Below are 25,806 nucleotides of genomic sequence, written 5' to 3' on the forward strand. Positions count from 1 at the left end.
ATGTTAAATAATAAATCAATACTCATTACCGGTGGTACCGGTTCACTAGGGAAAGCACTTACCAAAAGAATTCTAACAAAATGGCCTGAAGTAAAAAGATTAGTAATCTTTTCTAGAGATGAGCAAAAACAATTTCAAATGGCTCAGGAATATCCAGAGAAAGATTATCCTCAGCTAAGATTTTTTATAGGTGATGTCAGGGATGAACAAAGACTCGTAAGAGCATTTAAGGGAGTTGATTTCGTAATTCATGCCGCGGCAATGAAACATGTGCCTATTGCTGAATATAACCCGGATGAGTGTATTAAAACAAACGTTATGGGAGCGCAGAATGTTATCCATGCCTGCTTCCAAACGAATGTCCAAAGGGTGGTTGCTTTGTCAACCGATAAAGCCTGTGCGCCAATTAATTTGTATGGTGCTACAAAACTAACATCCGACAAATTATTCGTGGCAGCAAATAATATAAAGGGGGATAATCCAATAATTTTCTCAGTAGTTCGTTATGGTAACGTAATGGGGTCAAACGGGTCAGTTATCCCATTCTTTATCAAAAAGAAAAAAGAAGGAAAGCTGCCTATTACCGATCCAAATATGACGCGATTTAATATTTCGTTAGATGGAGGGGTTGATATGGTGATGCATGCTTTGGAAAATGCCTGGGGAGGAGAAATTTTTATCCCTAAAATACCATCTTATAAAGTTACTGATGTTGCAAAGGCAATTGGACCAGAGTGTGATCAAATAGTGGTTGGTATCAGACCAGGTGAAAAAGTCCATGAAGAAATGATAACTCCATCAGACTCATTTTATACTTACGATTTAGGTAAGTATTATACTATTCTACCTGCAACTCACAAATGGAGCTTGAATGAGTTTAAGGAAAAATTTAGGGCTAAAATAGTTGAAGAAGGTTTCGCTTACAACTCTGGAAATAATACAGAATGGGAAACAGTTGAAAGCCTAAGAAATTTGATAACTGAGCACGTTGACGATACTTTTAAAATATAATGGAGAATAAAGTCATTCCTTATGGAAAGCAAAATATAACAGAGGAAGATATTAAGGTAGTAATAGAAACTTTGACATCCGACTTTCTGACGCAAGGACCAAAAATTCTAGAATTTGAACAAAAATTTGCTGAGTACATTGGTTGTAAATATGCGGTTGCTGTGGCAAATGGTACAGCTGCCCTGCATTTGTGTGCTTTGGCATTAGATGTTAAGGAAGGAGATAAAGTTATTACAACACCTATTACTTTTGCTGCTTCAGCTAATTGTGTGCGTTACTGTGGAGGCGAGGTAGTGTTCTCAGATATAGATCCCGAAACCTATTTGCTTGACATTGAGAAAGTACGTGGACTATTGGCCGCATCGCCCAGAGGAACTTACAAGGGGATTATTCCTGTAGACTTTGCAGGCAGGGCGATAGACCTTGAGGCTTTTAGAAAATTGGCGGATGAGTATGATCTTTGGCTAATTGAAGATGCATGCCACGCTCCTGGTGGGACTTTTAAGGATAGCAAAGGTGTTGATCAGAATTGTGGAAATGGTAATTTTGCAGATTTGGCTATATTTTCATTTCATCCCGTAAAACACATTGCTTCTGGCGAAGGTGGTATGATTACCACTAATGATCCGGATCTTTATAGTAAGCTAATGCAGCTCAGGACCCACGGAATTACCAAAGATGATGGTCAGTATATAAATTCAGCGAGCTTTGCAGCTGGTACTGAAAGTAACAAATATCCAAATTGGTATATGGAAATGCAACTTCTGGGATACAATTATCGCTTAACAGATTTCCAAGCTGCATTAGGCATCAGCCAATTAAAAAGAGCTGGTGAAGGCCTGCTTAAAAGAAAAGAAATTGCCCGTAAATATGAAAGTGCATTTGCAGACAAACAGTTTGTGAAAGGACAATCTGGTGTAATTCGTGGACATGCTTATCACTTATATATCATTGAAGTAGAGGATAGGCTGGGGTTGTATAATTACCTTAGAGAAAATCAAATATTTGCCCAAATTCATTATATACCTTGTCATTTAATGCCTTATTACCGCCAGTTTGGATGGAAGGAGGGCGACTTTCCAAATGCTGAAAATTATTATAAACACTGCATCAGCTTACCCATGTACCCAACATTAACTGATGGTGAGCAAGAGCATGTTATAAAATTGATAAATGATTATTATAAATAAAGGGGGCTGCTATTTTTGTGGAAAATTTGTTTAAAGTAATTCTTGGTACAGTACAATTGGGGCTTCCATACGGAGTTAATAACTTTAAAGGGGTGCCGACAGTTGATGAATCGATAGAGATTCTTTCGACCGCGCACGATTTAGGAATCCGTGTGCTTGATACCGCGGAAGCTTACGGTTTTGCACAAAAAGTAATTGGGGACTATCATAAGCACAACCCACAAAGAAAGTTTGAAGTAATTACAAAGTACTCTAGTTCAGCAAATGACAAAAATGACCTGATCTATAATATTCTTAATGACTTAAAAGAGCTATCTGTGAACTCATTATCCGGGTACATGTTTCATAATTTCTCCGATTATAAGAAAAATCAAAGTAAGATAGCCAGCCTTGCTTCTTTAAAAAAAGAGGGGCTGGTAAAAAAGATAGGTGTTTCTACATATACAAATGAAGAAATTTATGATCTCCTTGACGATTCTGATATTGATTTTGTACAATTGCCATTCAATCTTTTTGACAACAATAATTTAAGATTATCGGCTTTAAAACAACTAAAGTTAAGTGGAAAGGAAGTGCATGTGAGGTCTGTGTTTTTGCAAGGCCTTTTTTATAAGGATATAAATGATTTATCTGAAAAACTAAGCGGTTTAAAAAAAGAACTAGTAAGACTAAATGAGATAGCAAACGTAGCTTGCACTTCAATTAGTTCATTGGCGTTGGGATATGCTCTAGAAAATGACTTTATTGATCATGTGCTAATCGGGGTTGATGATAAGGATCAATTGTTGGCCAATGTAAATCATATCAATGAGTCAAAAATTATACCGGAAAGAATTTTCAATCTTATCAACGAAATTAATATTATAGACAAAGACTTATTAAATCCAAGTAACTGGTAAAGAATAAATGAATTCATCATCACATATTAGATTGGGGGTTTTAGGAATGAGTGATGGGAATGGCCATCCTTACTCCTGGTCTGCTATTTTTAATGGCTATGAGAGGGAACACATGAAAAATGGTCCCTTCCCTGGAATCTTTGAGTATCTTGAAAAACAAAAATTTCCTGAGGATATGATAATCGAAGCTTCTGTAACACATGTCTGGACCCAGGACATACGGTTGTCTGAACACATCGCTAGGTCATCCAATATACCCTATATTGTAAAAGATTATCGCGAAATGATTGGCCGTGTGGATGCAGTTTTATTGGCAAGAGATGATGCCGAAAATCATTATGAGATGAGCCGTGAGTTTCTTGATGCGGGACTTCCAATTTTTATTGATAAACCTTTGGCTTACGATGTTGACACTGCAAAGGCTATATTTGCATTGCAAAAATATCCAAATCAGATTTTCTCATGCAGTTCTTTAAGGTATGCTAATGAATTTTTGCTTGATCAACAAGCCATGGATAACATTGGTCAAATTAGATTCATTGACGCAACTGTTCCTAAAAGCTGGAATAAATATGGTGTACATGTTATTGAGCCAATTCTGGCAATTGTTGGGTTTGATAAAGAGATTCTTTATTTTAATTCTGTTAGAACAGAGGAAGGAGTAGTGGTAACACTTAAATTTTCGAATGCGATAACATGCAGCATTAAAGCAATTGAGGCAGCTGCTAGCCCGATAACTATTACTGTTAGCGGAAGTCGAGGATATCGGACAATGAATTTTATGGATAGTTTTAATGCCTTTAAAACGTCGCTGATTTCATTTATTAATGTAATAAGAGATTTGGAAAATGGCATACCAATGGCTCATACTTTAAAAATCGTTGATATCATCGAAAAAGGGAATATATTATCCAATAAGCAAATTTAATATTATGAAAAGCTATAAAAAAGGACGTGAAATATCAAAGGAACTGCATAATTTGGTTCCAGGAGGCAGTCATACTTATTCTAAGGGGGATGATCAGTTCCCTTTTGCTTCTCCCCCAATAATTTCTCATGCGGATGGGGCTTATTGCTGGGACATGGATGGGAATAAATTTATTGATTGGGCTATGGGGAATAGGGTTTTTATACTTGGTCATAATAATAAGGTTGTAAATAATGCAGCTAAGGATGCAATAGATAGGAGTACGAATTATACTCGACCTGGTATTTTAGAGTATGAGGTTGCCAAATTTGCAGTGGATTTCTTTCCTGTTGCTGAGATGGTTAAATTTGGTAAAAACGGATCAGATGTAACAACAGCAGCTGTTAAATTATCGCGTGCGTTTACAGGTAGAACACATGTAGCAGTATGTAAACAACACCCATTTTTTAGTATACATGATTGGTTTATTGGATCAACTAACATGAACTCTGGCGTAATCGAGTCTGAGAAGCAATATACAATTGGGTTTGACTACAATGATATTGATAGTGTTAACCGAATGTTCGATGAGTATGAAGGTAAAATAGCATGTTTAATTTTAGAACCGGTTAAAAATGATTTGCCTTTAAACTATGATGGCAATTTTGAACCAATTTATAAAAATGGCAAAATTAATCATGGGAAGGATAATTTCTTAACCAGGCTGAGAGACTTGTGTACGAAAAATGGAACGGTCTTAATTTTTGATGAGATGATTAGTGGGATTCGATTTGATATCAGAGGTGCTCATCATTTATGGGAAGTTTATCCGGATCTTGCAACTTATGGTAAATGCATCAGTAACGGTTTCTGTTTCTCTATGTTAGCCGGTAAGAAAGAAATTATGAGGTTGGGCGGTTTAGATCATGATAAAGAACGTGTTTTTGTACTTTCCCAAACTCATGGATCCGAAACTGTTGGTTTAGCTGCGGCAATAGCAACATTAAAGGAATGTGAAAGAGTAAAAATAAACGAGCACATTTGGTCGATGGGAAAGAAATTGCGAGAAGGGTTTTTAAAATTGGTTGAGCAGGAAAACGTTGGAGAGTATATCAAAATGATTGGTTTTGATTGTAATCCACAAATTTTATGTACTAAAAGTGATGGCAGTTATTGGCCTGAATTACAAACTTCTTTTCATGAAGAGGTTATTGAATGCGGAGTTTTAATTCCTTGGATAACAATAACATATGCTCATACAGACGTTGAGCTGGAGTTGACTTTAAAAGCTTTAGAAAAGGGAATGCAAAAAATTAAAAGGGCGATAGCGATGGATAATATTGAGGATTCTTATCAGGGAGATGCTGTTAAGCCTGTTTTCAGGAAGTACAATTAAAATAAAAGGATCATCATTAATCATTGATATGGAATATGCAATAATTCTTCAGGCAAGAATGGGTTCCAGTCGCACGCCGGGAAAGGTAGGAGCGATAATGGCTGGCCATGAGATGCTTTATCATCAAATACAGAGGTTATTGAAAAATGGCTTAAATAATGTGATTATTGCGACTTCAATTAGTTCGCTTGATGATAAGGTCGTTGAGATAGCAGAAAAATGTAATGTAGGGTATTTTCGCGGATCTGAATCGGATGTTTTAGAAAGATACTATAAGGCCGCAAAGGTGAATGATGTAAAAAATATTGTAAGGTTATGTGGGGATGATCCTTTAATTGACCCCGAGTGCATACGAGCGCTAATTGAATCTCAGACAAATGATCCGGTTGACTTTATCACCGCATCTCATAAAAGAGGTTGGGTTTATGGAACTACAGCAGAATTAATAAATTTTGAGTGCCTTAAGCTAACTTACAACACTGCAAAAACCGAATTAGATAGGGAGCATGTTAACCCTTTTATTAAAAGATATGAAGGCTTTAGTAAACGAAAAATTGGCCCGATTTCTGAATTTGAACTAAGACCCGATATTTACTTATCAGTTGACTACCCCGAAGATCTTTCTTTAGTAAAGGAGGTCTTTGAACATTTTGATGGTATAGGGAAAGTACATTCGTTTACCCAGAGGGAATTGATTGAACTGTACGATTCAGGTCTCCTAACCATTGGTAACAAACATTTACATGCAGGGTTTAATGATTAACGAATGACATATTCGATGGAGAACGTTTATAGATGTTTGAAGAAACAAACCGAAGAATGTGGCAACTTTAGGATTGCTCCTATTCTGGATAAGGATAAATTTTCCATTATGAATTGGCGCAATCAACAGATTGACATTCTAAGACAGGCTACTATCCTTACAGAAGCTGATCAGAGTTCTTACTTTAAAAATGTTGTAGAAAAACTTTTTGAAGTAGACTACCCTTCTCAGTTACTTTTCGGATTTTATGAGAATGATATCTTAGTTGGGTATGGAGGGCTGGTACATATAAACTGGGAAGACCAGCATGCAGAAATTTCGTTTCTTACTGAGTCCAAAAGAAGTAAAACCCAGGAAGTTTTTATTAATGATTGGAGTGTTTATTTGGGAATGATCGAGAAAATAGCATTTCATCAGCTTGACATGATGAAAATATTTACTTACTCCTATGATGTTCGGCCTCATCTTAATAAAGTATTGCATGTTTCAGGATATACTTTAGAAGCAAGATTAAAAAAACATGTGAATATAAATGGGGAATGGCAGGATGTTTTAATTCATTCAAAATTTAAAGATGAGGTTAAGGTTTAGAAAAGCCGGACGTGAAGATGTGACTCTTTACTATGAATGGGCAAATGAAAATGAAGTAAGGAAAAATTCTTATTCTCAGGAAGCCATTCCTTACGAGAATCATGTACGGTGGTTTGAGGCTAAAATAGAGTCTCCCTCAAGTTTGTTGTTGCTTTTTTTTGTTGAAGACTCTGGACAACCGGTTGGACAAGTGAGATTTGAAAATGAGGCAAATTTGGAATCTATCATTGGAATCTCAATTGATAAAAACTATAGAGGCATGGGACTGGCTCCGGAATTGTTAACCTTGTCCACCTCATATTTTCATGATGTTTTTCCTGAGAATAAGATAACTGCGTATATAAAAAAAGAAAATATTAGCTCGATAAAAAGCTTTCGCTCTGCAGGTTTTAAGAATGAGACAGAGTGTCAGTACTTTGGGATTAAGAGCATAAAACTATCGAAATATGATTAAATTAGGAGAATTTGAAATCTCGAATACCAGTAAAAATACTTTCATAATAGCCGAGATGTCTGGGAATCATAACCAGTCACTGGAAAGAGCACTCCAAATTGTAGAGGCTGCAGCTAAAGCAGGCGCCCATGCTATTAAGCTTCAGACTTATACTGCGGACACCATGACGGTTAAGGGAGCATACACCATTGAGGATGAAAAATCATTGTGGTATGGTAGAGAATTATATGAACTATATGAAGAAGCTTACACTCCTTGGGATTGGCATAAACCTATTTTTGATAAAGCAAGGGAGTTAGGAATGCTTGCATTTTCATCTCCTTTTGATGAAACAGCTGTTGACTTTTTAGAATCTCTGGAAGTACCATTCTATAAAATAGCATCTTTTGAAAATACAGACTGGCCATTGTTAAAGAAAGTTGCTTTAACGGGGAAACCGGTAATAATGTCTACGGGAGCAAGCACGCTTTCAGATATTTCCCAAGGTGTAAATGTGTTAAGAGAAGCGGGGGTTAAGGATCTGATTTTATTAAAATGTACAAGTACTTATCCTTCTACACCCGAAAATACAAATCTTTTAACTATTCCGCATATGGCTGAAATGTTTGGTTGTCACGTAGGCCTATCTGATCATACTATGGGTGTTGGGGTCGCGGTTGCTGCTGTTTCCCTGGGGGCGAGGGTGATTGAAAAACATTTTACTTTAAGTAGAGAAGAAGGAGGTGTTGATTCGGCATTTTCACTTGAGCCTGCCGAACTTGCATCTTTGGTTATTGAAACAGAAAGGGCAGCACTTGCATTAGGAACCGTTAAATATGGTATACAAAAGGCAGAAGAGAAAAGTTTACTTTTTAAAAGGTCACTGTATGTTGTAAAAGATATTAAAGCTGGTGAAGTTTTAACAAAAGAAAATGTTCGGGTTATAAGACCAGGAGTTGGCCTAGCCCCAAAACATTATGAGAACGTTTTGGGAAAGAGAATTAATAAGGATATCCTTGCAGGAACTCCCCTTGCTTGGGAATATATAAGCTAATCATGTCTTACTCTTTAAAGCTTAAGAGATATCTTCCAAAATTTGGAAGTCTTGCCAACTATGGCATTGCATATACATTAACTTCAACAATTCAAAAGGGAGTAGGTTTTATTGTTTTTATGTTTTTTGCCAGTATCCTCACTACTGGCGAATATGCAAAATTTGGTTTAAGCTATTCAATTTTTACCATTGTTTCTGCGTTAAGCTATTCAGGGATTTTAGAATCTGTAGTTAGCTTAATGCATGAATATAAAACTAGTAATAACTTGGCAAACCTGTTCAAAGCAGCGAATTCTGTTTTTGTGCTTTTAACTTTGTTTTCTTTTGTTTTAACAACAATATTCGTAGGCTTTTTTTACAACAATAATTTCTCCAGTGCTGGAGATTATTTGTTTATCCTTTTAGGTGCAGGTGTATCATCATATTTTGTTTTTCAGTCAATAATTGTAAGATTAGAAGAAAAACATAGATTATCTATTCTATTCTCGTTTTTACCCGCACTGTTAGGATATATTGCCGGTTATGTTGCTGTCCGTTACTTAAAGTCAGGTTCTTCTTATTTTTTGGGGACATTTCTTGGCGTGATTGTAGCTATGGCGTTATTGACCCCCTTTGTAAAAAAGGATTTTAAAGGATTCTCTTTTTTAAAAAGTGATATCCATCTCATTTTTTCGAGAATTACCCCCTATCTGATTATTTCTGTAATTGCCTGGGTACTTGGATATGGAAATACATTTCTTATTAAGTACCTTTTTGATGATTTACAGGTAGCGACTTTTATTTTTCTCTTTACAATTTCATCGATATTGCAATTGGTTGCGAATTCAATGAACCAAGTGTGGTCTCCAAGGTTTTTTTTGAGTTTTGAGGAGGAAACATTTGAAGCTTTAGAAGCCAAATATAGAAAGTTTACAAATATTCAAGGCTTAGTGTTAGGTGGGGTTGGTGCATTTTTAATTTTATCGGCCCCATTAGTCCTGAATTATTTCACGAAGCTCTCAAAATTCAATAATTCGCATAATGAAATGTTCTTCCTTTTTGCTGGCTATGTTGTCTCTATTCCTTGGTGGCATTATCAGAATTACTATATGATAAATAATAAAGGAAAGTCATTGATGAACCTTACTCTTATTTCCGGAATTATTGGTTATTTTGTTTGGATTTTATGCATGCTTTTTTTAGGTAAAGAGGGTATTTATGTTGGTTTTTTTCTGCAAATGGCTATTAAATCACTAATTGTCTATTTCAATTCAAGAAATCACTGGAAGGTACATTTTGATTGGATCGGAATATCAATAGGAATGGGGTTGTTGTTTGTTGCTTTATTAATTACGCGAACTTATTAGTTAAATAGGAGTTATGGATTATAAATTGATCAGAAAGATTTTACTTGATTTAATAAAAATTGATAAGATTAACTATGGGGAGTCTAAGGTATTAACGATTGCACACGATAATGATAGGGGATTTGTTTACAATGGTAAGTATTACTCCCAATTAGTTGATACTATTGAAGATGATTTAAGAAAGAGGGGATTTGAATGCGTAAGTATAGCGAGAATTATTTCAAGTGTAAAAGGCAACATCAGTTATGGAAATGTTCATTCTCCAGAGGGAGGTTTTGCCAGGGCGCTGTTAATGAAAAGACTTAAGGGATTTTTGATCAGGAATAAGTACCCTTATTCAAATATGGAAGAAAGAGTTTGGGGAGAGATTTTAGATGAAACAAAGGCTGAGAAAGTTGTTGGTATACTGCCTTCTCGCGAACTGTGTACTGCGTGTCACAAAAGAGGAATATGGGTCGCTGATGTACAACATGGGGTTATCGCTGAAAATCATCCTTGGTATGGCGCTCAATTTAGAGCAAAGGATACTAACCAGTTTCTACCTAATGCTTTTTTAGTTTGGGACCATGGAAGTGCGGAAGTCTTGGAAAAGTGGGCGAAGCCCAAGGGCATTACAATTAATGTAATTGGCAACAGGTGGATTTCCAGGTTTAAGAATCCGAAACAAGATGATCTTTTAGTGAGTAATACCCTGAATTCATATCGACAGCAGTTTAATAACGAAGAAAATAAAAGGAGCATTCTTGTTGGACTGTCCTCCTGTTCTGAGGGGATGAAAAATGGTATTATTTCCGAATCACTTATTAAAGTGATACAAAATACTTCTAAAAAATATAAATGGATTTTGAGGTTACACCCTAATCAATTAAAGGGATTTGCGTCTCATGAATCAGAAATATTTTTCAAGCTGTTTAAGTCAAGTCTAGAGGGGCATGCCGAATGGGAAGTAGCTACAAGAAGTGCTCTCCCTGCGGTTTTGTTGAGCTCAGATTTACATATCGCCTGGCATAGTTCTGTGGCAATTGAGGGGGCCCAGCTAGGTGTTAAATCTGCTTTGCTCGATCCAAGATTTAGAGGCGCATATGCTGACGATTATTATGATTATTATAAAAAACTTGGATTTATAGACTTCGTTGAAGACGATGTAAATGCTATTACAGATTGGATCAGTGCCAATATTGAAAGTAAAAGTTATGGTGAAGACTATGAAAACTATGATCAAAAGTATAATGAGCTCATTTCATTTTTAACTGAGAAATAGATACTGATTTTATACTAGAGTAAATGAATAACTCCTTAAAGGTATCAACTTGCTTTCATGCCCTGGTGATCTTGGCTTTTGCTACAGGAAGTATACCTCTTTATCTTTTACTGGGAGTTACAACAGTTTATGTATTAATAGTAAATTATAATTCATTTCTTCATCTGAATAAATCTGAGTTTCCAGCCATTATTGTTTATTTTGTGAGTATTGTGGCTATGACCTGTGTAAATTTTATAGAAGAACCCGTTGTAGCTTATCACCTATTTATAGGAATAATAGTTATGTTAACGGCGATAATTTTCACTAGGGATCCTGTTGTGTACTATTATTCCAGCAAAATTACACTGATTGCATTTCATATTGTTGTCTTATCATATGTGGCTTTTAAAGGACTGGATGGATTTCCTGCAATTGTCCCATTTGATAACATTGTTGAGGGGTCCAGTGCCAATGGTATTACTTCATATGCGGTACTACTTCAGGTTAACTTTTCAGTAATAAGTTTTTTGCTCTTTAGAAGGGTATCGCTTTTTACTTCAATGACAACGCTAATTATAGCGCTATTGGGATACGGAAGGGGGTCAATTATTGCCTCTTTTTTGATTCTAATGTTGAACCTAATTACTTTTTACGCCCTGAAAAGTAAGTTGAAATCTATTCTGTATTTCGGTTTTACAGCTATTTTGTTTTTTTTAATGGTTGGAATTTACTTCGATGAAATTTTACTGTTTCTTGAGGCAAATACAAAATTATCGGCCGGGATAGTGGATGTTTCGCGTTCTAAAATTATAAAAGAATATATTGAAGGGATTGATCTTATAACTTTGTTTAAAGGGGTGGATTATACGAATACATCGGTTCTGTCAGAATTTAATGGCAACCCTCATAATTCATTTATTAGAGCGCATCATATTTTTGGTTTGCCTTATTTGTTATTTGTTGTATTGTTTCCTTTTTATTGCATCTTTCAAAAGGAAAAAGTCATTGAGATATTTTATTATGGCTCCGCAGTTGTGATTCTCTTTTTTAGAATATTTTCTGAACCAATAATTCTTCCAACAATATTCGATTTCTACTTCTTCGCCATGTTTTTAATGATTGCAACAGTTAAATTTCGGATAGTAAGAGAAAAAATATGAGTACGAAGATTAATAATAATTTCAATTTAATAAGACTGTTAGCTTCTCTTCAGGTGCTAATTGTTCATACATGCAATCATTTTGGCTACGACACATTGCCAATTAGGATGTTGAAGTGCTTCCCGGGCGTTCCACTCTTTTTTTTTATAAGTGGGTATTTAATTGGAGGCACCTATATTAAAAATCACCAGAAAGGTTTGGCTGTCTTTTTTAGAAACCGAGCTTTGAGACTGTATCCAGCATTGATCGTATGTACAGCTCTCTCCGTTTTTGTTGCTTTTACAACTGGCTATTTAGCTTCAGTTCAATTTAATGTGTCTCAATTTTTTGTATGGGTTGTTGGTCAAATTTCATTTTTTCAGTTTTATAATCCAGAATTTATGCGAGGATATGGCACAGGGGTTTTGAATGGGGCATTATGGACTATTGCAGTGGAAATACAGTTTTATTTACTTACTCCTATCATTTTTTATTTGTTAAAGAACCGTAGGGAATTGATTTTTATTCTGTTGATTTTATCTGTGCTTGTGAATATCTACATTAGGGTAAATCCAAATTGGGAGTTATTGTATATGAAACTACTAACAGTATCGTTCTTGCCATGGATATATATGTTTTTAATTGGCTATTTCTTTAGTCATTTTAAACAGCTGAAGGAAAATATCAGGGTTATTAATATCTGGATTGTGCTCGGCTTGTATATAATATCCATGATTTTTATAGGAAGCTATAGAGAAAATGCTATGAATTCGATAAATCCAATTGCTGTATTGTTATTGTCAATTTTAGTGTTCAAATTTTCTGAGGCCCGGATTTATCTTCCAGGAAGGATTGAAAGGTTCATAGATAAATATGATATTTCGTATGGAATTTATATTTATCATATGCCGGTAATCAATGCTTTATTGTTCTTAAATGTGTTTTCGTTGTGTACAAATATTATAGTCACGGTGCTGCTAACTATTCTATTTGCTTTTTTATCTTGGGTATTGATTGAACGATCGATGATGCGTTTAAAGAAGTAGATAATGGAGATGATAGGTTATTAATAAATAATGAAAATGTCTAGAATCCACAATTTGGATTATTTAAGAGGAATATTTGCTTTATTGATTGCAATATATCATTTCTTAAGTTGGCAGGGGTGTATTTTTAATGCCGATAGTTTTGTTTATCGGCTTTGCCTATTTGGTGTAAATTCTTTTTACTGTTTAAGCGGTCTTACCCTCTTTTTAGTTTATAGCAAGGTTGATTTGTCTAAAAGAACAAATATCGGAAAATTTTATGTCACCCGTTTTTTCAGGATATTCCCTTTATTCTGGTTGGCGCTTCTTTTGACTATAGTAATCACTAGAAGGGCTGATTGGCAAACTTTGTTTTTGAACATAACCGGTTTATATGCTGTTGTAGATTGGAATAATTATATAGTTACTGGCTCCTGGTCTATTGGAAATGAGCTGGTTTATTATCTTTTCTTCCCAATTTTATTTTTAGGGTTTAATTTTAGTAAGGTTTTTGGAATAGCAATGTGTGTGATTAGTTTTGCTCTGCTCATCTATTTTGCATTCAGGGTTGTAGGCCGCACTCCGAATATTTTACAGGAATGGTTAAATTATGTAAATCCATTAAATCATATTTTCTTTTTTGTTGCTGGATTAATGATCGGATTGTTTTTTAAGAAAAGCGAGTTTAGCCAAAGATATTTAATTCTGGCACTGATATTTGTTATAAGCATATATAAACTTTATCCCGCTGTTGGTTCTCCCGTTAATTTATTGTATGGGCTTAACCGTATCGTATTTTCACTAAATACTGTAGCTCTGGTTTTGATTTTTTATAAAATTGAAATTAAACTACCAGATGTTCTTCATAGGCCTTTGGAAGCCTTTGGAAAATCTAGCTACTCCATTTATATTTTGCATCCAATAGTGTATTTTCTAATATTGCGTACCTTTGAGAAATTGGAGTTAAATAATTTAGTTCTCTGCTGGTCTTTTAAGTTATTCGGCTTTATAATTGCTACTATTTTTTTAAGTTATTTTTCATGGCGTTATTTTGAAACTGGTTTTATTAATCTGGGCAAGAAGTTATGTAGAGAGAAGTAGCTACATAATGGTTATATATGCAAAGTGCTATTTAGAAATAAATCCTTTTTAGCATCAGGATTAAATAATCATAAAGAATACTTAAGTTCGCAAGATTTTTAAAACAATTATTTTGAGACATATTAATACAAATTACTAATATATGAGTTCTAAATACCAAATATGTACAAATTGTGTAATGGACACTTCTGACTCAAAGATTTCCTTTGATGAGAGTGGCGTGTGTGACCATTGTAATGATTTTAAGGAAAATGTTCTACCCAACTGGCATCCAGATGACTTAGGTCGCGTTGAACTTGATAGGATTGTAGAAAAAATAAAGAAGGAAGGTAAGGGAAAGGATTTTGATTGCATCTTAGGGATGAGTGGAGGAGTAGATAGTTCTTATATGGCACATCTCGCTGTTAAAGAGTTGGGTCTTAGACCATTGATTTTTCACGTAGATGGTGGCTGGAATTCTGATTTAGCAGTTAATAATATAGAAGTTATAGTCGATAAATTGGGCTTGGATTTGTTTACTGAAGTAATTGACTGGGAGGAGATGAGGGATTTTCAACTGGCTTTCTTTAAGTCGGGGGTTCCTCACCTTGATATTCCTCAAGACCATGCTTTTGTCGCTACTTTGTACAACTTTGCGAACAAGTATGGAATTAAGTACATCTTGAACGGGTACAATATTTCGACGGAAGGTGTTAGAAATCCTTTAGAGTGGCTTTATTATGGTACGGACATGGCACAAATTAATGATATACACGGACAATTTGGAAGTAAGCCATTGAAAAATTATCCGTTAAGCCCTATTTTAAAGCACAAACTTTATCTTAAGTTTATTAAGGGAATAAAAGTAATCAGACCATTAAATTACTTGCCTTATGATAAAAAGGAAGCCATACAACTGTTGACAGATGTGTATGGGTGGAGGCCTTATCCTCAAAAACATTTTGAGTCAAGATTCACGAAGTTTTTTGAAGGATACTGGTTGCCGGAAAGATTTGGATATGATACCCGAAAGGTGCAGTTTTCGAGTCTTATATTAACTGGTCAGATGACTCGTGAAGAAGCACTTGAGAAATTAAAATTACCATCATATGATAAAAACGCAATAGAAGATGACTTCAACTATATTGCGACTAAATTGAGGATCTCCCCTGAAGAGTTGCGAGGTTATTTTGATGCTCCGAAAAAATCATATAAGGATTATAAATCGCAAGAGAATTTGTTTAATCTTGGCGCAAAAGTTTTGAAATTTTTTGGAGCTGAAAAATCGATAAAAAGATGATCACGATAATCAATTATGGTTCTGGGAACATTCAGGCAATAGGGAATATATATACCCGCCTAAAAATTCCATTTAAGATAGCTAATTGTCCCGAGGATGTTAATGGAGCTGAAAAAATTATCTTACCAGGAGTGGGTGCTTTTGATGAAACCATCTCTATGTTAGATAAATCTGGTTTTAGAGATGTTTTGGATAAAGAGGTTTTGGAAAATAATGTCCCCGTATTAGGGATTTGTGTTGGCATGCAAATTTTAGCTAACGGCAGTGAAGAGGGACAATTATCTGGGCTTGGGTGGATCAACGGATATGTTAAAAAAATAGACAAAGAGTTACTTGTACAAAAACCAAAAGTCCCTCATTTAGGTTGGAATTCTCTAGAATTTTCGGATGATCTTCCTCTATATAAGGGTGTCGATAAAGAGGAGGGTTTTTATTTTCTTCATAGCTATTATTTTGAGTGTGAGGAAGAGTCAAATATAATGTCTAAAACATTCTATGGTACATCTTTTGCGTCCTCTGTAAATAAGAATAATATTTACGGCGTACAGTTTCATCCAGAAAAAAGCCACCATAATGGCGTTAAATTGTTACAAAATTTTGCAAAATTGTAATGCTTAGATCTAGAATAACACCGTGTCTGCTTGTTCACAATAAAGGATTGGTGAAAACAGTCAACTTCAAAGACCCAAAATACGTGGGAGATCCAATTAACGCAGTGAAAATTTTTAATGAAAAAGAAGTAGATGAGCTAATTGTCTTAGACATTGATGCATCTGTTGAAGGGCGTGGCCCTGATTTTGAGTTGATTAAAAATTTAGCTGTTGAATGTAGAATGCCTTTTTGTTATGGTGGGGGAGTTACAACTGCAAGCGAAGCAAAGAAAATAATTAATTTGGGTGCGGAAAAAGTCGCATTAAGTACAACGGCAATATACAATTTTGATATGATCAAAGAAATTGGTAAGGCTGTCGGAATTCAGAGTGTTGTTGTTGTTTTGGATGTCAAAAGAACAGGCATCATTAAAAATTATGAGATTTTTACCCATAATGGAAAGAAGGCAACGGGAATAAAATTAAAGGACTTCATTAAAAAGCTGAACGAGATAGGAGTGGGTGAAATTATAATTAACTCAATCGATCGCGATGGAAAAATGGAGGGATTTGATTTTGCAATGATTGATCTTGTAAGAGAAAATACGGATATGCCTATGACTGTATTAGGAGGGGCAGGAAGTTTAGAAGACATTAAATCTGTTATCTCAAAATATAAAATAATTGGAGTTTCTGCAGGAAGTCTTTTTGTATTTAAAGGCAAATACAAGGCCGTTTTAATTAGCTATCCGGGAAAACAGGAAAAAAAGGAATTATACCAAATAAACTCATGAAACAAATTATTCAATCTTTTAGAACAGGTGAAACTATTTTAGAAGAAGTTCCCGCTCCTATAATAAGTAACGGATGCGTTTTGATAAAAACGACTAAGAGTCTGGTCTCTTTAGGTACAGAAAGGATGCTTGTAGAATTTGGTAAGGCCAATTTAATTCAAAAAGCTCGTCAACAGCCAGACAAAGTAAAACAGGTACTGGATAAAATAAAAACAGAAGGTTTAATGCCTACGCTTGAAGCTGTCTTTAATAAGTTAGGAAGTCCGTTGCCATTGGGGTATTGTAATGTTGGGACAGTTGTAGAGGTAGGAAAGGGGGTAAGCGAATTTAAAGTTGGCGATCGAGTTGCTTCCAACGGTCATCATGCCGAGTATGTTTGTGTGCCTAAGAACCTTGTCGTTTCTATTCCGGACAATGTTTCTGATGAAGAAGCTACATTTACTGTTATTGGTGCTATAGGTTTACAAGGAATCAGATTGTGTAATCCTACTTTGGGCGAAACGATAGTAGTTGTTGGATTGGGGCTGATTGGAATAATTACCGCAGAACTATTAATTGCTAATGGCTGTAGAGTCGTTGGAACTGACCTAGATGAACGTAAAGTTGAGATCGCACGCAAGAAGGGAGTAATTGCGATTAATCCAAAGGATGGGACGGACGTTGTAAAATATATACATAGCCTTACCAATGATACAGGAGCAGATGGGGTTATCATAACAGCATCTGCCAAATCAAATGAACTCATTTCCCAGGCAGCTAAAATGAGTAGAAAACGCGGGCGTATCATTTTAATTGGTGTAACAGGGTTGGATATCAGCCGTGCAGATTTTTATGAAAAAGAATTAAGTTTTCAAGTTTCATGTTCATATGGCCCTGGAAGATATGATGAAAACTATGAGCAAAGAGGTAATGATTATCCTTTATCGTTTGTAAGATGGACCGAAAAAAGAAATTTTGAAGCGGTCTTGCAAGCAATTGCTTCAGGTAAACTAGAGGTAAAGTCGTTGATCACTGATCGAGTAAAATTAGCTAATTATGCCAGTATTTATAATAACTTAAGTAATGGAGGGAACTCAATAGCGTCTGTTCTTGAATATAATGAGGATAGTAATAATTTAAACACTATTTTACTAAAATCGACCGATTTTGTTGGTGGTAGTGGAGGCATTGGAATTATTGGTGCGGGTAATTTTACGCAAATGACTTTGCTCCCAGCTTTAAAGAAGGCCAAAGCTAATCTGATCTCAATAGCCAGCAAAGGCGGCTTGTCTGGTACAACACTTGCGAAAAAATATTCAATAGCTAAAAGCACTACAGATTATAAAGAAATTTTGACGGATGGAGCAGTGAATCTGGTGATGATAATGACCCGTCATGACCAACACGCTAATTTGGTTGTTGAATCTTTAAAGTCTGGTAAAAACGTTTTTGTAGAAAAACCTTTGGCACTAAATATACGAGAGCTTGAACATATTGTAGGGAGTTACGATGGATCTAGAACCTTAACAGTTGGTTTTAACAGAAGGTTTTCTCCCCATATACAAAAGATAAAATCTTTAGTTGGTTCTTCACCGATGAATGTTATTGCGACAATGAATGCGGGGCATATCCCTGCAAATGTTTGGGTGCATGATTTGGAAATCGGTGGTGGAAGGATAATCGGAGAAGCATGTCATTTTATTGATTTGATTACTTTCTTAACTGGAAGTAAGGTTAAAACGGTGTGTATGAATTCAATGGGAATTAATCCACAGGAGAACACAGATAATGCGTCAATCTTACTGGAATATGAAAATGGAAGTACAGGGGTGATAAATTATTTCTCAAATGGGTCTAAAGCGTATTCAAAAGAAAGGGTGGAGGTATACTCGCAAGGTCGTACGGTAATCATGGATAATTTCAGAGTAACTGAAGCCTACGGGTTTAAAGGATTTTCAAAGTTGAAAACAAAAATAGATAAAGGGCATGTCAATCAATTTAAGTTACTGATGGAAAGAATAAAAGATGGCGGTCCGTCATTAATACCTTTTGATGAAATAGTGAATACGACAAAAGCAAGTTTTGCTGCTATTGAAAGTTTAAAGACTAAAAGCTGGATTAAAATTAATTAATAATAAAAAAACAATCTATAATGCTAATTACGCTTATTGCTGGGGCCCGTCCAAATTTTATGAAAATCGCACCTATTGTGCATGCTATTCAAAAAGCTAAGAAGGGAGGCAAAGAAATGGATTTTAGATTAATTCATACCGGGCAGCATTTTGATAAAAAAATGTCTGGAGATTTTTTTGAACAGTTGAATATACCTGAACCACATGCAAATTTAGAAGCTGGTGGTGGAACACAGGCAGAACAAACGGCGGCCATAATGGTTCGGTTTGAGCAGGAACTTTTAACAAATCCCACGGATTTGGTATTAGTTGTTGGAGATGTGACTTCTACAATGGCTTGCGCTATAACGGCACAAAAATTAGGTGTAAAGGTTGCTCATGTCGAAGCTGGTATTCGGTCTAATGATTGGACCATGCCTGAAGAAATAAATAGGTTGGTAACAGATAGTATTACCAATTTCTTTTTTACTACCTCTGAAATCGCTAATGAGAATCTGATACGATCCGGAGTTGAAAAAGAACGTGTTTTTTTTGTCGGGAATACTATGATAGACACCCTGCTAAAAAATAGAGAACGATTTGTTGCTCCACTTATCTGGAATGAAGTGGGTTTATCCGATAAGAATTATATTGTACTGACTTTGCACAGGCCAGGCAATGTAGATCAAGAGCAGCATCTCAAGTTGTTGCTGAATGAAATCATCTTAAACAGCAATTCTATTCCAATTATATTTCCCGTTCATCCACGTACGGCTAAAAGTCTTCAAGGAATGGGGATAGCTGCCCCTAATTTACATTTTACTGAACCTTTGAGTTATCTTGAATTTAATTTTCTTGTAGAAAAAGCTAAACTTGTTGTTACTGATTCCGGAGGAATTACTGAAGAAACTACAGTTATGGGGGTACCTTGCATTACCCTTAGAGATAATACAGAAAGACCAGAAACAATTACTATTGGTACCAATGAGCTGATTGGGACAAATCCTAGGGCCATTAAGCCAGCTTTTGAAAAACTTTTCAATGGAGAATGGAAAAAAGGAAGTATTCCAGAGTTGTGGGATGGACATACAGCTGAACGAATAATTAATTCCATATCAGCATTATTTGAGGTATGAATAAAATTATTTTGCTTTTTAATACTGTACGATTTTTAAAAGTTAAACAAATAGTTTATCAACTTTGGTACAGGATCAAGAAGGTAAAGCCCCTTAAAGAATATAGCTATTACGGAAATATTGAAGTTGAGTATCAGGATTTTTCTAATTATTTAGATGACCATTGTTATGTGGATGATGAGAATTCTTTTAATTTTCTGAATAAAAAAGTCTCATTTGAAGGATCGGTCGATTGGCACTTTTTAGGTAATGGTAAATTATGGAATTATAATCTTCATTATGCTAATTATATTTTACAAGAGGAAATTCCACTAGAAAAGCGCTTAAAGTGGCTTTACAGCTTGCATGCTGAATTGAATAAAAGTAATAAGGGGCTCGAGCCTTATCCTGTGTCTATTAGATTGATTAATTCCATTCGCCTAGTCTGTCGACATAAATTAACAGATCCAATATTATTGAAGAATATTCAAGCTGAAGCTAATTTTCTTTCTCAGCGAATTGAATTTAATCTACTTGGGAATCATCTTCTTGAAAATGCTTTTGCACTGCTGCTTTCAGGAGCTTTTTTTAAGAACAAAAGCTGGACTTCCAAGGGATATTTTTTACTCGCTGAACAACTAGAAGAACAAGTACTTAGTGACGGTGGGCATTTCGAGCTGAGTCCTATGTATCATCAGATTATTTTTTATAGATTACTGGAATTGATTGATTGGTATTCCAAATGGAAGGGTAAAGATATAGAGACCCTAGAGTTTTATCGTTCTATAGCTGCGAAAATGTGGAACTGGTTAGAAAACATGACTTTTCGAAATGGAGACATTCCGTTGCTCAATGATAGCGCAAATAATATTACCTATACTTCAGAGCAGCTATTTTCTTATGCAAGATTTTTAGAATTGGCAATATCCAATTATCAATCTTTATCGGATTCGGGCTACAGATCCTTTAGGAACGAGAATTATGAATGCATCGTCGATGTTGGCAAAATTAGTGTGGACTATCAGCCAGCCCATGGCCACGCAGACGCGTTATCATTTATTTTATATGCTTGTAATAGACCTTTGCTCATAGAAGCGGGTACTTCTACTTACCAAATAGGAGAAAGGAGAGACTTTGAACGTTCAACGGAAGCACATAATACTGTTGTTGTTGCTCGTACAAGTCAATCGCAGGTTTGGTCTGGTTTTAGGGTCGCCAATAGGGCGAAAGTAACCATCTATAGGGACGAAGACTATAGCCTTATCGCCAGTCACGATGGTTATTTGAAAAAACTCAACGCCATTCACAAAAGACATTTTACTTTTAAGGGGGAAGCAATCATAATCAATGATACAATTGGGGATGTAACGGGAACTGCTTATTTTCATTTCCACCCTGATTTGACTCTTTCTTTAACGTCTAATGTGATTTCGATAGGAGATATTGCAGTTATGGAATTTTCTGATTTCGATGATATAGTGATTAGAGACTATGAATATGCGAGTGGCTACTACAATTATCGAATTGGGAAGAAAATAGCCGTTACCTTTACCAGAGCATTGTCATCAACTATTAAATTTGAAAAAATTAGATGAAAAGAATTCTTTATTTAAGCTTTTATTTTGAACCCGACTTGTGTGCTGGATCGTTCAGAAATACACCATTAGCATATGAGTTGTATAGTCAATTAAATGAAAGCGCTGAGATTGACGTCATAACAACACTTCCCAATAGATATAGTACATTTGAAGCTAGTGCTCCTCAATACGAAAAAAAAGGCATTACAATCAACCGCATTCTAATCCCTAAACATAATAGCGGTTTTTTCGACCAAATTATTTCTTTCAAGACGTATTTTGAAGCTGCATTAGAATTAACTAAAGGTAAAAAGTATGATCTCGTATTTGCCTCATCTTCAAGACTATTTACGGCATATCTGGGTTATAAGCTAGCAAAGAAATCAAAAACAGTTTTGTATGTTGATATCAGAGATATTTTTGTTGATACGATAAAGGATGTATTAAAAAATCCTATAGTTAAAATGGGAGTACTGCCAATATTAAGGGTTGTTGAAAATAGGGTCTTTAATTATGCGTCTCATATTAACCTAATTTCTGGTGGCTTCAAGGGATATTTCGATCGATTTAAAAAAGCAAATTTCACATATTTTTCAAATGGTATAGATGACGAATTTTTGAAATTACCTGCTTCAAAAGCCCATGATCGACCGTATAAGTTAATCACTTATGCAGGAAATTTGGGAGAAAGCCAGGGCCTTGATACGATAATACCCCAAGCAGCCAAGATATTAGGTGATGGATTTCGATTCTTGGTTATTGGTGATGGGGGAGCAAAACAAAAACTAATAGATGAAATACAAAGACTGAAAATTAAGAATGTGGAGCTAAGAACGCCTATACCACGTAGGGATCTATTGAAAGTTTACGAAGATTCTGATTTTTTATTTTTGCATCTAAACGACTATGAAGCATTTAAGAAGGTATTGCCATCTAAAATTTTTGAATTAGGAGCTTATGATAAACCAATTATTGCAGGTGTAGCCGGTTTTGCTAATCAGTTTATTAGTGAAAATATTGACAATAAGATACTATTTTCGCCTAAAGATGTTAACGATATGGTTTCACAATTGAAGAGCTATAGCTATCGGGTGGGTTTTAGAAATGAGTTTAAAGAAAAGTTTAAACGTAGTGCAATAAATGCAGAAATGGCTAAATCGATAAAAAATTACCTGGGATAATGAAAAAAATCATTTTAACTGGATTTAATGGTTTTGTAGGGCAGAATCTTAGTTCATATTTGGCCAATCATCCCTATAATATTTTAAATTTAGGCCGTTCATTGGGTCAGAACGTTGATTATTCTTGGGACAATTTGGATAAAATTGAAAAAGAGCCAGTGGACATTATTATACATTCAGCAGGAAAAGCACATGACTTAAAGAAAACAAGTAATCCTGAAGACTATTATAAGATTAATTATGAGCTTACTAAGGAACTCTATGATGCCTTTTTAAATTCTGCTGCTAAAAAATTTATTTTTATCAGTTCTGTTAAGGCTGCGGCGGATACAGTTCATGGAGTACTAACAGAAGATGAAGTACCTTTGCCGGAAACAGACTATGGAAAATCAAAATTGATGGCAGAGCAGTATATACAAACGCAAATATTGCCCGCTGGCAAGGCTTATTATATTTTAAGACCTTGTATGATACATGGGCCGGGGAATAAAGGAAATCTAAATTTATTATATCAGTTTGTTCAAAAGGGTATACCATATCCTTTAGCCGCCTTTCATAATAGACGATCATTTTTAAGCGTTGAAAATTTATGCTTTGTAATCAGAAATGTAATAGATCATGATGATTTGCCTTCGGGAATTTACAATGTTGCCGATGACGAACCTTTGTCCACCAGTGAAGTTGTCCGGATTTTAGCAAAGTCCTCAGGGAATAAACCCATTTTGTGGCACATTCCAATTGGTTTTGTTAAAGTTCTTGCCAAGATTGGAGATTTCCTTAAGCTTCCGCTTAATTCGGAAAGATTAACAAAAATGACGGAAAATTATGTTGTTAGCAATAAAAAAATTAAAAATGCGCTTAGAATCGATTTTCCTAAAAATGCTATGGTCGGACTTGGGGTCACAGCGGACTCATTTGTCAAAGATTGATTTTTACTAAAGAATTTTATCAATTCTGCAATATAAAAAGATGAAAAAGAAAGTAATTTTATCCGTGACAGCTCATCCAGACGATGAGGCGTTAGGGTTTGGAGGAACAGCATCCAAATTAGCAGCTGACGGTCACCTTGTTTATAATTGTATTATGTCTGGAAATGTGAATGCACGTCAACATCGTCCAGAGGTAGAGGAACTTTATAAACATACTGTTTCTGCTCAAAAAATCATGGGTGCACAAAGTCCAATTCTTGGTAATTTTCCGAATATTGAATTTAACACTGTTCCACATTTGGAATTGGTACAATTCATAGAAAGTGTAATTGAAGAAATAAAACCGGATTGGGTTTTTACTCATCATCCTTATGACTTGAATAATGATCATTATCATGTTTCGAAAGCTTGTCAAGCTGCCTCACGGTTGTCCCAACGAAGGCCTATGAAACCGGTAATGGCGCTTTATTTTATGGAAATTTTATCTTCCACAGATTGGGCATTTCCAGTGGATGGGAACTCGTTTCAGGCAAATACTTTTTTTGAGATTGGAGAAGAATTTTTGGAAACTAAAATACAGGCAATAGAAGCGTATAAAGGGGTTATGAGGGCCTTTCCACATTCAAGATCGAGGGAAGTAATTACTGGACTATCAGCTTATCGTGGTGGGCAAAGTGGCTTAAAATATGCTGAGGCATTTCAAATGGCGTATCAAATTTTAGATATTTAGAAATGTATAAATTATATGTAAAAAGGATAGTCGATTTTATTTGTGCTTTCTTTGCTATTATTTTATTATTCCCTCTTTTTGTACTAACAGGCATACTAATTTTTTTCCAGGATTTTGGGCCAAGTATATTTAGACAGGAAAGAGTTGGTAAGGGAGGGAAACTATTTAAGTTTTATAAATTTAGAAGTATGCCAGTTAATACGCCCAATGTCCAATCTTCAGACACGGGTAAATTAAAAATAACTGCTTTCGGTAAATTTATTAGAAGGACTAATCTTGACGAATTGCCGCAGTTATTTAATATTCTTAAAGGTGATATGAGCATTTTTGGTCCAAGGCCATGTATTCCTTCCCAAGAAAGACTTATTCAATTAAGAACTCGAAATGGCTCCCTAGAATGCAAGCCCGGCTTAACAGGATTGGCGCAAGTGAATTCATATGATTTTATGCCCGAAGAAGAAAAGGCGAACTGGGATGGTATCTATGCTTCAAATATTACTTTCAAGCAAGATTTACACATATTGTTGAAGACATTTTTATATTTAACTAAAAAACCACCAACTTATTAGAAATGAAATTTGCTTTTGTTACCTGTGTTCAATTGGGACTATCATGTATAGAAAAAATTTATGAGGTTGGGGGTAGTTTAGATCTGCTAATTACCTTACATGACCATAAGGCAAAAAATAAATCAGGTAGAATTTACTTGGATGATTTTGCAAATCAACACAAAATCGACCTTTTTAAAATTAATCATATCAACGATCAGGACGTTGTTGAAAAAATTAAAAGAAAAAATATAGATTGGTTATTTATAATAGGGTGGTCGCAAATTGCAGGAAAAGAAGTGCTAGATGCCCCCAATAGGGGTGCAATTGGAATGCACCCAACGTTACTACCCGAAGGGAGAGGACGTGCTGCAATTCCTTGGGCTATATTAAAAGGATTAGATAAAACAGGAGTTACCATGTTTAAGTTAGATACTGGAGTTGATACAGGAGATATCATGGGTGTCTATGAAATTTCGCTTTCGAAAGAAACAACAGCAACTGAACTCTATGGAAAAGTAAACGATGCTCATCAGTTTTTAATTGAAAAGGTCTGGGATGATCTTGTAACGGATCGTTTAGAGTTAAGGAAACAAAATGATGCTCTTGCGAGTTATTGGGAAGGTAGACGGCCGGAAGATGGGCAGTTAAATAACTCCATGACGATGGGTGAGGCTGCTTGTTTAGTTAGAGCAACGACATTTCCTTATCCTGGTGCTTTTTTTACTACAGAAGATAAAAAGATAATAGTATGGTCAGGAGATGTTCAGAAAATTCTACCTGACAATTCTCAAATGCACTTAAAATTAAAGGACGGCTATTTACTACCAGTCGAGTACGAAATAGTTATAAATCACTGACGATGTTTTTTTAGT

The 25,806-nt window shown here is 35.3% G+C and carries 25 protein-coding genes; all 25 read left to right on the forward strand.

Annotated elements, in window-relative coordinates:
* Entirely contained in the window at positions 1-1,011 is a 1,011-nt protein-coding gene (gene pseB / locus ABIE26_RS23850) for a UDP-N-acetylglucosamine 4,6-dehydratase (inverting) (RefSeq protein ID WP_310146250.1), read from the forward strand.
* Entirely contained in the window at positions 1,011-2,201 is a 1,191-nt protein-coding gene (pseC, locus tag ABIE26_RS23855) for a UDP-4-amino-4,6-dideoxy-N-acetyl-beta-L-altrosamine transaminase (protein WP_310146251.1), read from the forward strand. Before pseB ends, pseC begins: the two co-directional genes overlap by 1 nt.
* Before the next feature lie 17 nt (positions 2,202-2,218).
* Positions 2,219-3,100: an aldo/keto reductase gene (locus tag ABIE26_RS23860; RefSeq protein WP_310146252.1), complete on the forward strand. Its 882-nt coding sequence runs from the start codon at positions 2,219-2,221 to the stop codon at positions 3,098-3,100.
* Between the two features lie 7 nt (positions 3,101-3,107).
* Complete coding sequence (locus ABIE26_RS23865) at positions 3,108-4,028, forward strand: Gfo/Idh/MocA family protein (RefSeq protein WP_310146253.1); 921 nt, start codon at positions 3,108-3,110, stop codon at positions 4,026-4,028.
* A gap of 4 nt (positions 4,029-4,032) precedes the next feature.
* Positions 4,033-5,403, forward strand: a complete 1,371-nt coding sequence (locus tag ABIE26_RS23870; protein WP_310146254.1) for a glutamate-1-semialdehyde 2,1-aminomutase — start codon at positions 4,033-4,035, stop codon at positions 5,401-5,403.
* On the forward strand, positions 5,369-6,166 hold the full coding sequence (locus ABIE26_RS23875) for a cytidylyltransferase domain-containing protein (protein ID WP_310146255.1): 798 nt from the start codon (positions 5,369-5,371) through the stop codon (positions 6,164-6,166). Before ABIE26_RS23870 ends, ABIE26_RS23875 begins: the two co-directional genes overlap by 35 nt.
* 36 nt (positions 6,167-6,202) lie before the next feature.
* Complete coding sequence (locus tag ABIE26_RS23880; protein ID WP_310146256.1) at positions 6,203-6,757, forward strand: GNAT family N-acetyltransferase; 555 nt, start codon at positions 6,203-6,205, stop codon at positions 6,755-6,757.
* Positions 6,741-7,211 (forward strand): GNAT family N-acetyltransferase, encoded by a 471-nt coding sequence (locus tag ABIE26_RS23885; RefSeq protein WP_310146257.1) that lies wholly within the window; start codon positions 6,741-6,743, stop codon positions 7,209-7,211. Before ABIE26_RS23880 ends, ABIE26_RS23885 begins: the two co-directional genes overlap by 17 nt.
* Complete coding sequence (pseI, locus tag ABIE26_RS23890; protein ID WP_310146258.1) at positions 7,204-8,244, forward strand: pseudaminic acid synthase; 1,041 nt, start codon at positions 7,204-7,206, stop codon at positions 8,242-8,244. The genes ABIE26_RS23885 and pseI overlap by 8 nt, the downstream gene beginning before the upstream one ends.
* Positions 8,245-8,246: 2 nt before the next feature.
* A complete protein-coding gene (locus ABIE26_RS23895; protein WP_310146259.1) occupies positions 8,247-9,590 on the forward strand; it encodes a lipopolysaccharide biosynthesis protein in 1,344 nt (447 codons plus the stop codon).
* A 13-nt stretch (positions 9,591-9,603) separates the two neighbouring features.
* The gene (locus ABIE26_RS23900; RefSeq protein ID WP_310146260.1) at positions 9,604-10,851 is read left to right on the forward strand and encodes a hypothetical protein; all 1,248 of its coding nucleotides are present in this window, start codon (positions 9,604-9,606) and stop codon (positions 10,849-10,851) included.
* A 23-nt stretch (positions 10,852-10,874) separates the two neighbouring features.
* The gene (locus ABIE26_RS23905; RefSeq protein ID WP_310146261.1) at positions 10,875-11,993 is read left to right on the forward strand and encodes a hypothetical protein; all 1,119 of its coding nucleotides are present in this window, start codon (positions 10,875-10,877) and stop codon (positions 11,991-11,993) included.
* Positions 11,990-13,018 (forward strand): acyltransferase family protein, encoded by a 1,029-nt coding sequence (locus ABIE26_RS23910; RefSeq protein ID WP_310146262.1) that lies wholly within the window; start codon positions 11,990-11,992, stop codon positions 13,016-13,018. Before ABIE26_RS23905 ends, ABIE26_RS23910 begins: the two co-directional genes overlap by 4 nt.
* A 36-nt stretch (positions 13,019-13,054) precedes the next feature.
* Positions 13,055-14,098 carry an acyltransferase family protein gene (locus tag ABIE26_RS23915; protein WP_310146263.1) on the forward strand — a complete coding sequence of 348 codons (1,044 nt, stop codon included), beginning with the start codon at positions 13,055-13,057 and terminating at the stop codon, positions 14,096-14,098.
* A 142-nt stretch (positions 14,099-14,240) separates the two neighbouring features.
* Entirely contained in the window at positions 14,241-15,377 is a 1,137-nt protein-coding gene (locus ABIE26_RS23920) for an N-acetyl sugar amidotransferase (RefSeq protein WP_310146264.1), read from the forward strand.
* Positions 15,374-15,988: an imidazole glycerol phosphate synthase subunit HisH gene (gene hisH, locus ABIE26_RS23925; protein WP_310146265.1), complete on the forward strand. Its 615-nt coding sequence runs from the start codon at positions 15,374-15,376 to the stop codon at positions 15,986-15,988. The genes ABIE26_RS23920 and hisH overlap by 4 nt, the downstream gene beginning before the upstream one ends.
* Positions 15,988-16,761, forward strand: a complete 774-nt coding sequence (locus tag ABIE26_RS23930; protein ID WP_310146266.1) for an AglZ/HisF2 family acetamidino modification protein — start codon at positions 15,988-15,990, stop codon at positions 16,759-16,761. Before hisH ends, ABIE26_RS23930 begins: the two co-directional genes overlap by 1 nt.
* Positions 16,758-18,872, forward strand: a complete 2,115-nt coding sequence (locus ABIE26_RS23935; protein ID WP_310146267.1) for a bi-domain-containing oxidoreductase — start codon at positions 16,758-16,760, stop codon at positions 18,870-18,872. The genes ABIE26_RS23930 and ABIE26_RS23935 overlap by 4 nt, the downstream gene beginning before the upstream one ends.
* Before the next feature lie 20 nt (positions 18,873-18,892).
* Positions 18,893-19,987, forward strand: coding sequence for a non-hydrolyzing UDP-N-acetylglucosamine 2-epimerase (gene wecB / locus ABIE26_RS23940; protein WP_310146268.1), 1,095 nt, complete (start codon positions 18,893-18,895; stop codon positions 19,985-19,987).
* On the forward strand, positions 19,984-21,561 hold the full coding sequence (locus ABIE26_RS23945) for an alginate lyase family protein (RefSeq protein WP_310146269.1): 1,578 nt from the start codon (positions 19,984-19,986) through the stop codon (positions 21,559-21,561). Before wecB ends, ABIE26_RS23945 begins: the two co-directional genes overlap by 4 nt.
* Positions 21,558-22,724, forward strand: coding sequence for a glycosyltransferase family 4 protein (locus ABIE26_RS23950; RefSeq protein ID WP_310146270.1), 1,167 nt, complete (start codon positions 21,558-21,560; stop codon positions 22,722-22,724). The genes ABIE26_RS23945 and ABIE26_RS23950 overlap by 4 nt, the downstream gene beginning before the upstream one ends.
* Entirely contained in the window at positions 22,724-23,653 is a 930-nt protein-coding gene (locus tag ABIE26_RS23955) for an NAD-dependent epimerase/dehydratase family protein (RefSeq protein WP_310146271.1), read from the forward strand. The genes ABIE26_RS23950 and ABIE26_RS23955 overlap by 1 nt, the downstream gene beginning before the upstream one ends.
* 40 nt (positions 23,654-23,693) lie before the next feature.
* On the forward strand, positions 23,694-24,383 hold the full coding sequence (locus ABIE26_RS23960; RefSeq protein ID WP_310146272.1) for a PIG-L deacetylase family protein: 690 nt from the start codon (positions 23,694-23,696) through the stop codon (positions 24,381-24,383).
* A gap of 2 nt (positions 24,384-24,385) precedes the next feature.
* Positions 24,386-24,952: a sugar transferase gene (locus ABIE26_RS23965; protein WP_310146273.1), complete on the forward strand. Its 567-nt coding sequence runs from the start codon at positions 24,386-24,388 to the stop codon at positions 24,950-24,952.
* A gap of 2 nt (positions 24,953-24,954) precedes the next feature.
* Positions 24,955-25,791, forward strand: a complete 837-nt coding sequence (locus ABIE26_RS23970) for a formyltransferase family protein (protein WP_310146274.1) — start codon at positions 24,955-24,957, stop codon at positions 25,789-25,791.
* Positions 25,792-25,806: the final 15 nt, after the last annotated feature.

Source organism: Pedobacter africanus (assembly GCF_040548825.1).
GTDB classification, from domain to species: Bacteria; Bacteroidota; Bacteroidia; order Sphingobacteriales; family Sphingobacteriaceae; genus Pedobacter; species Pedobacter africanus_A.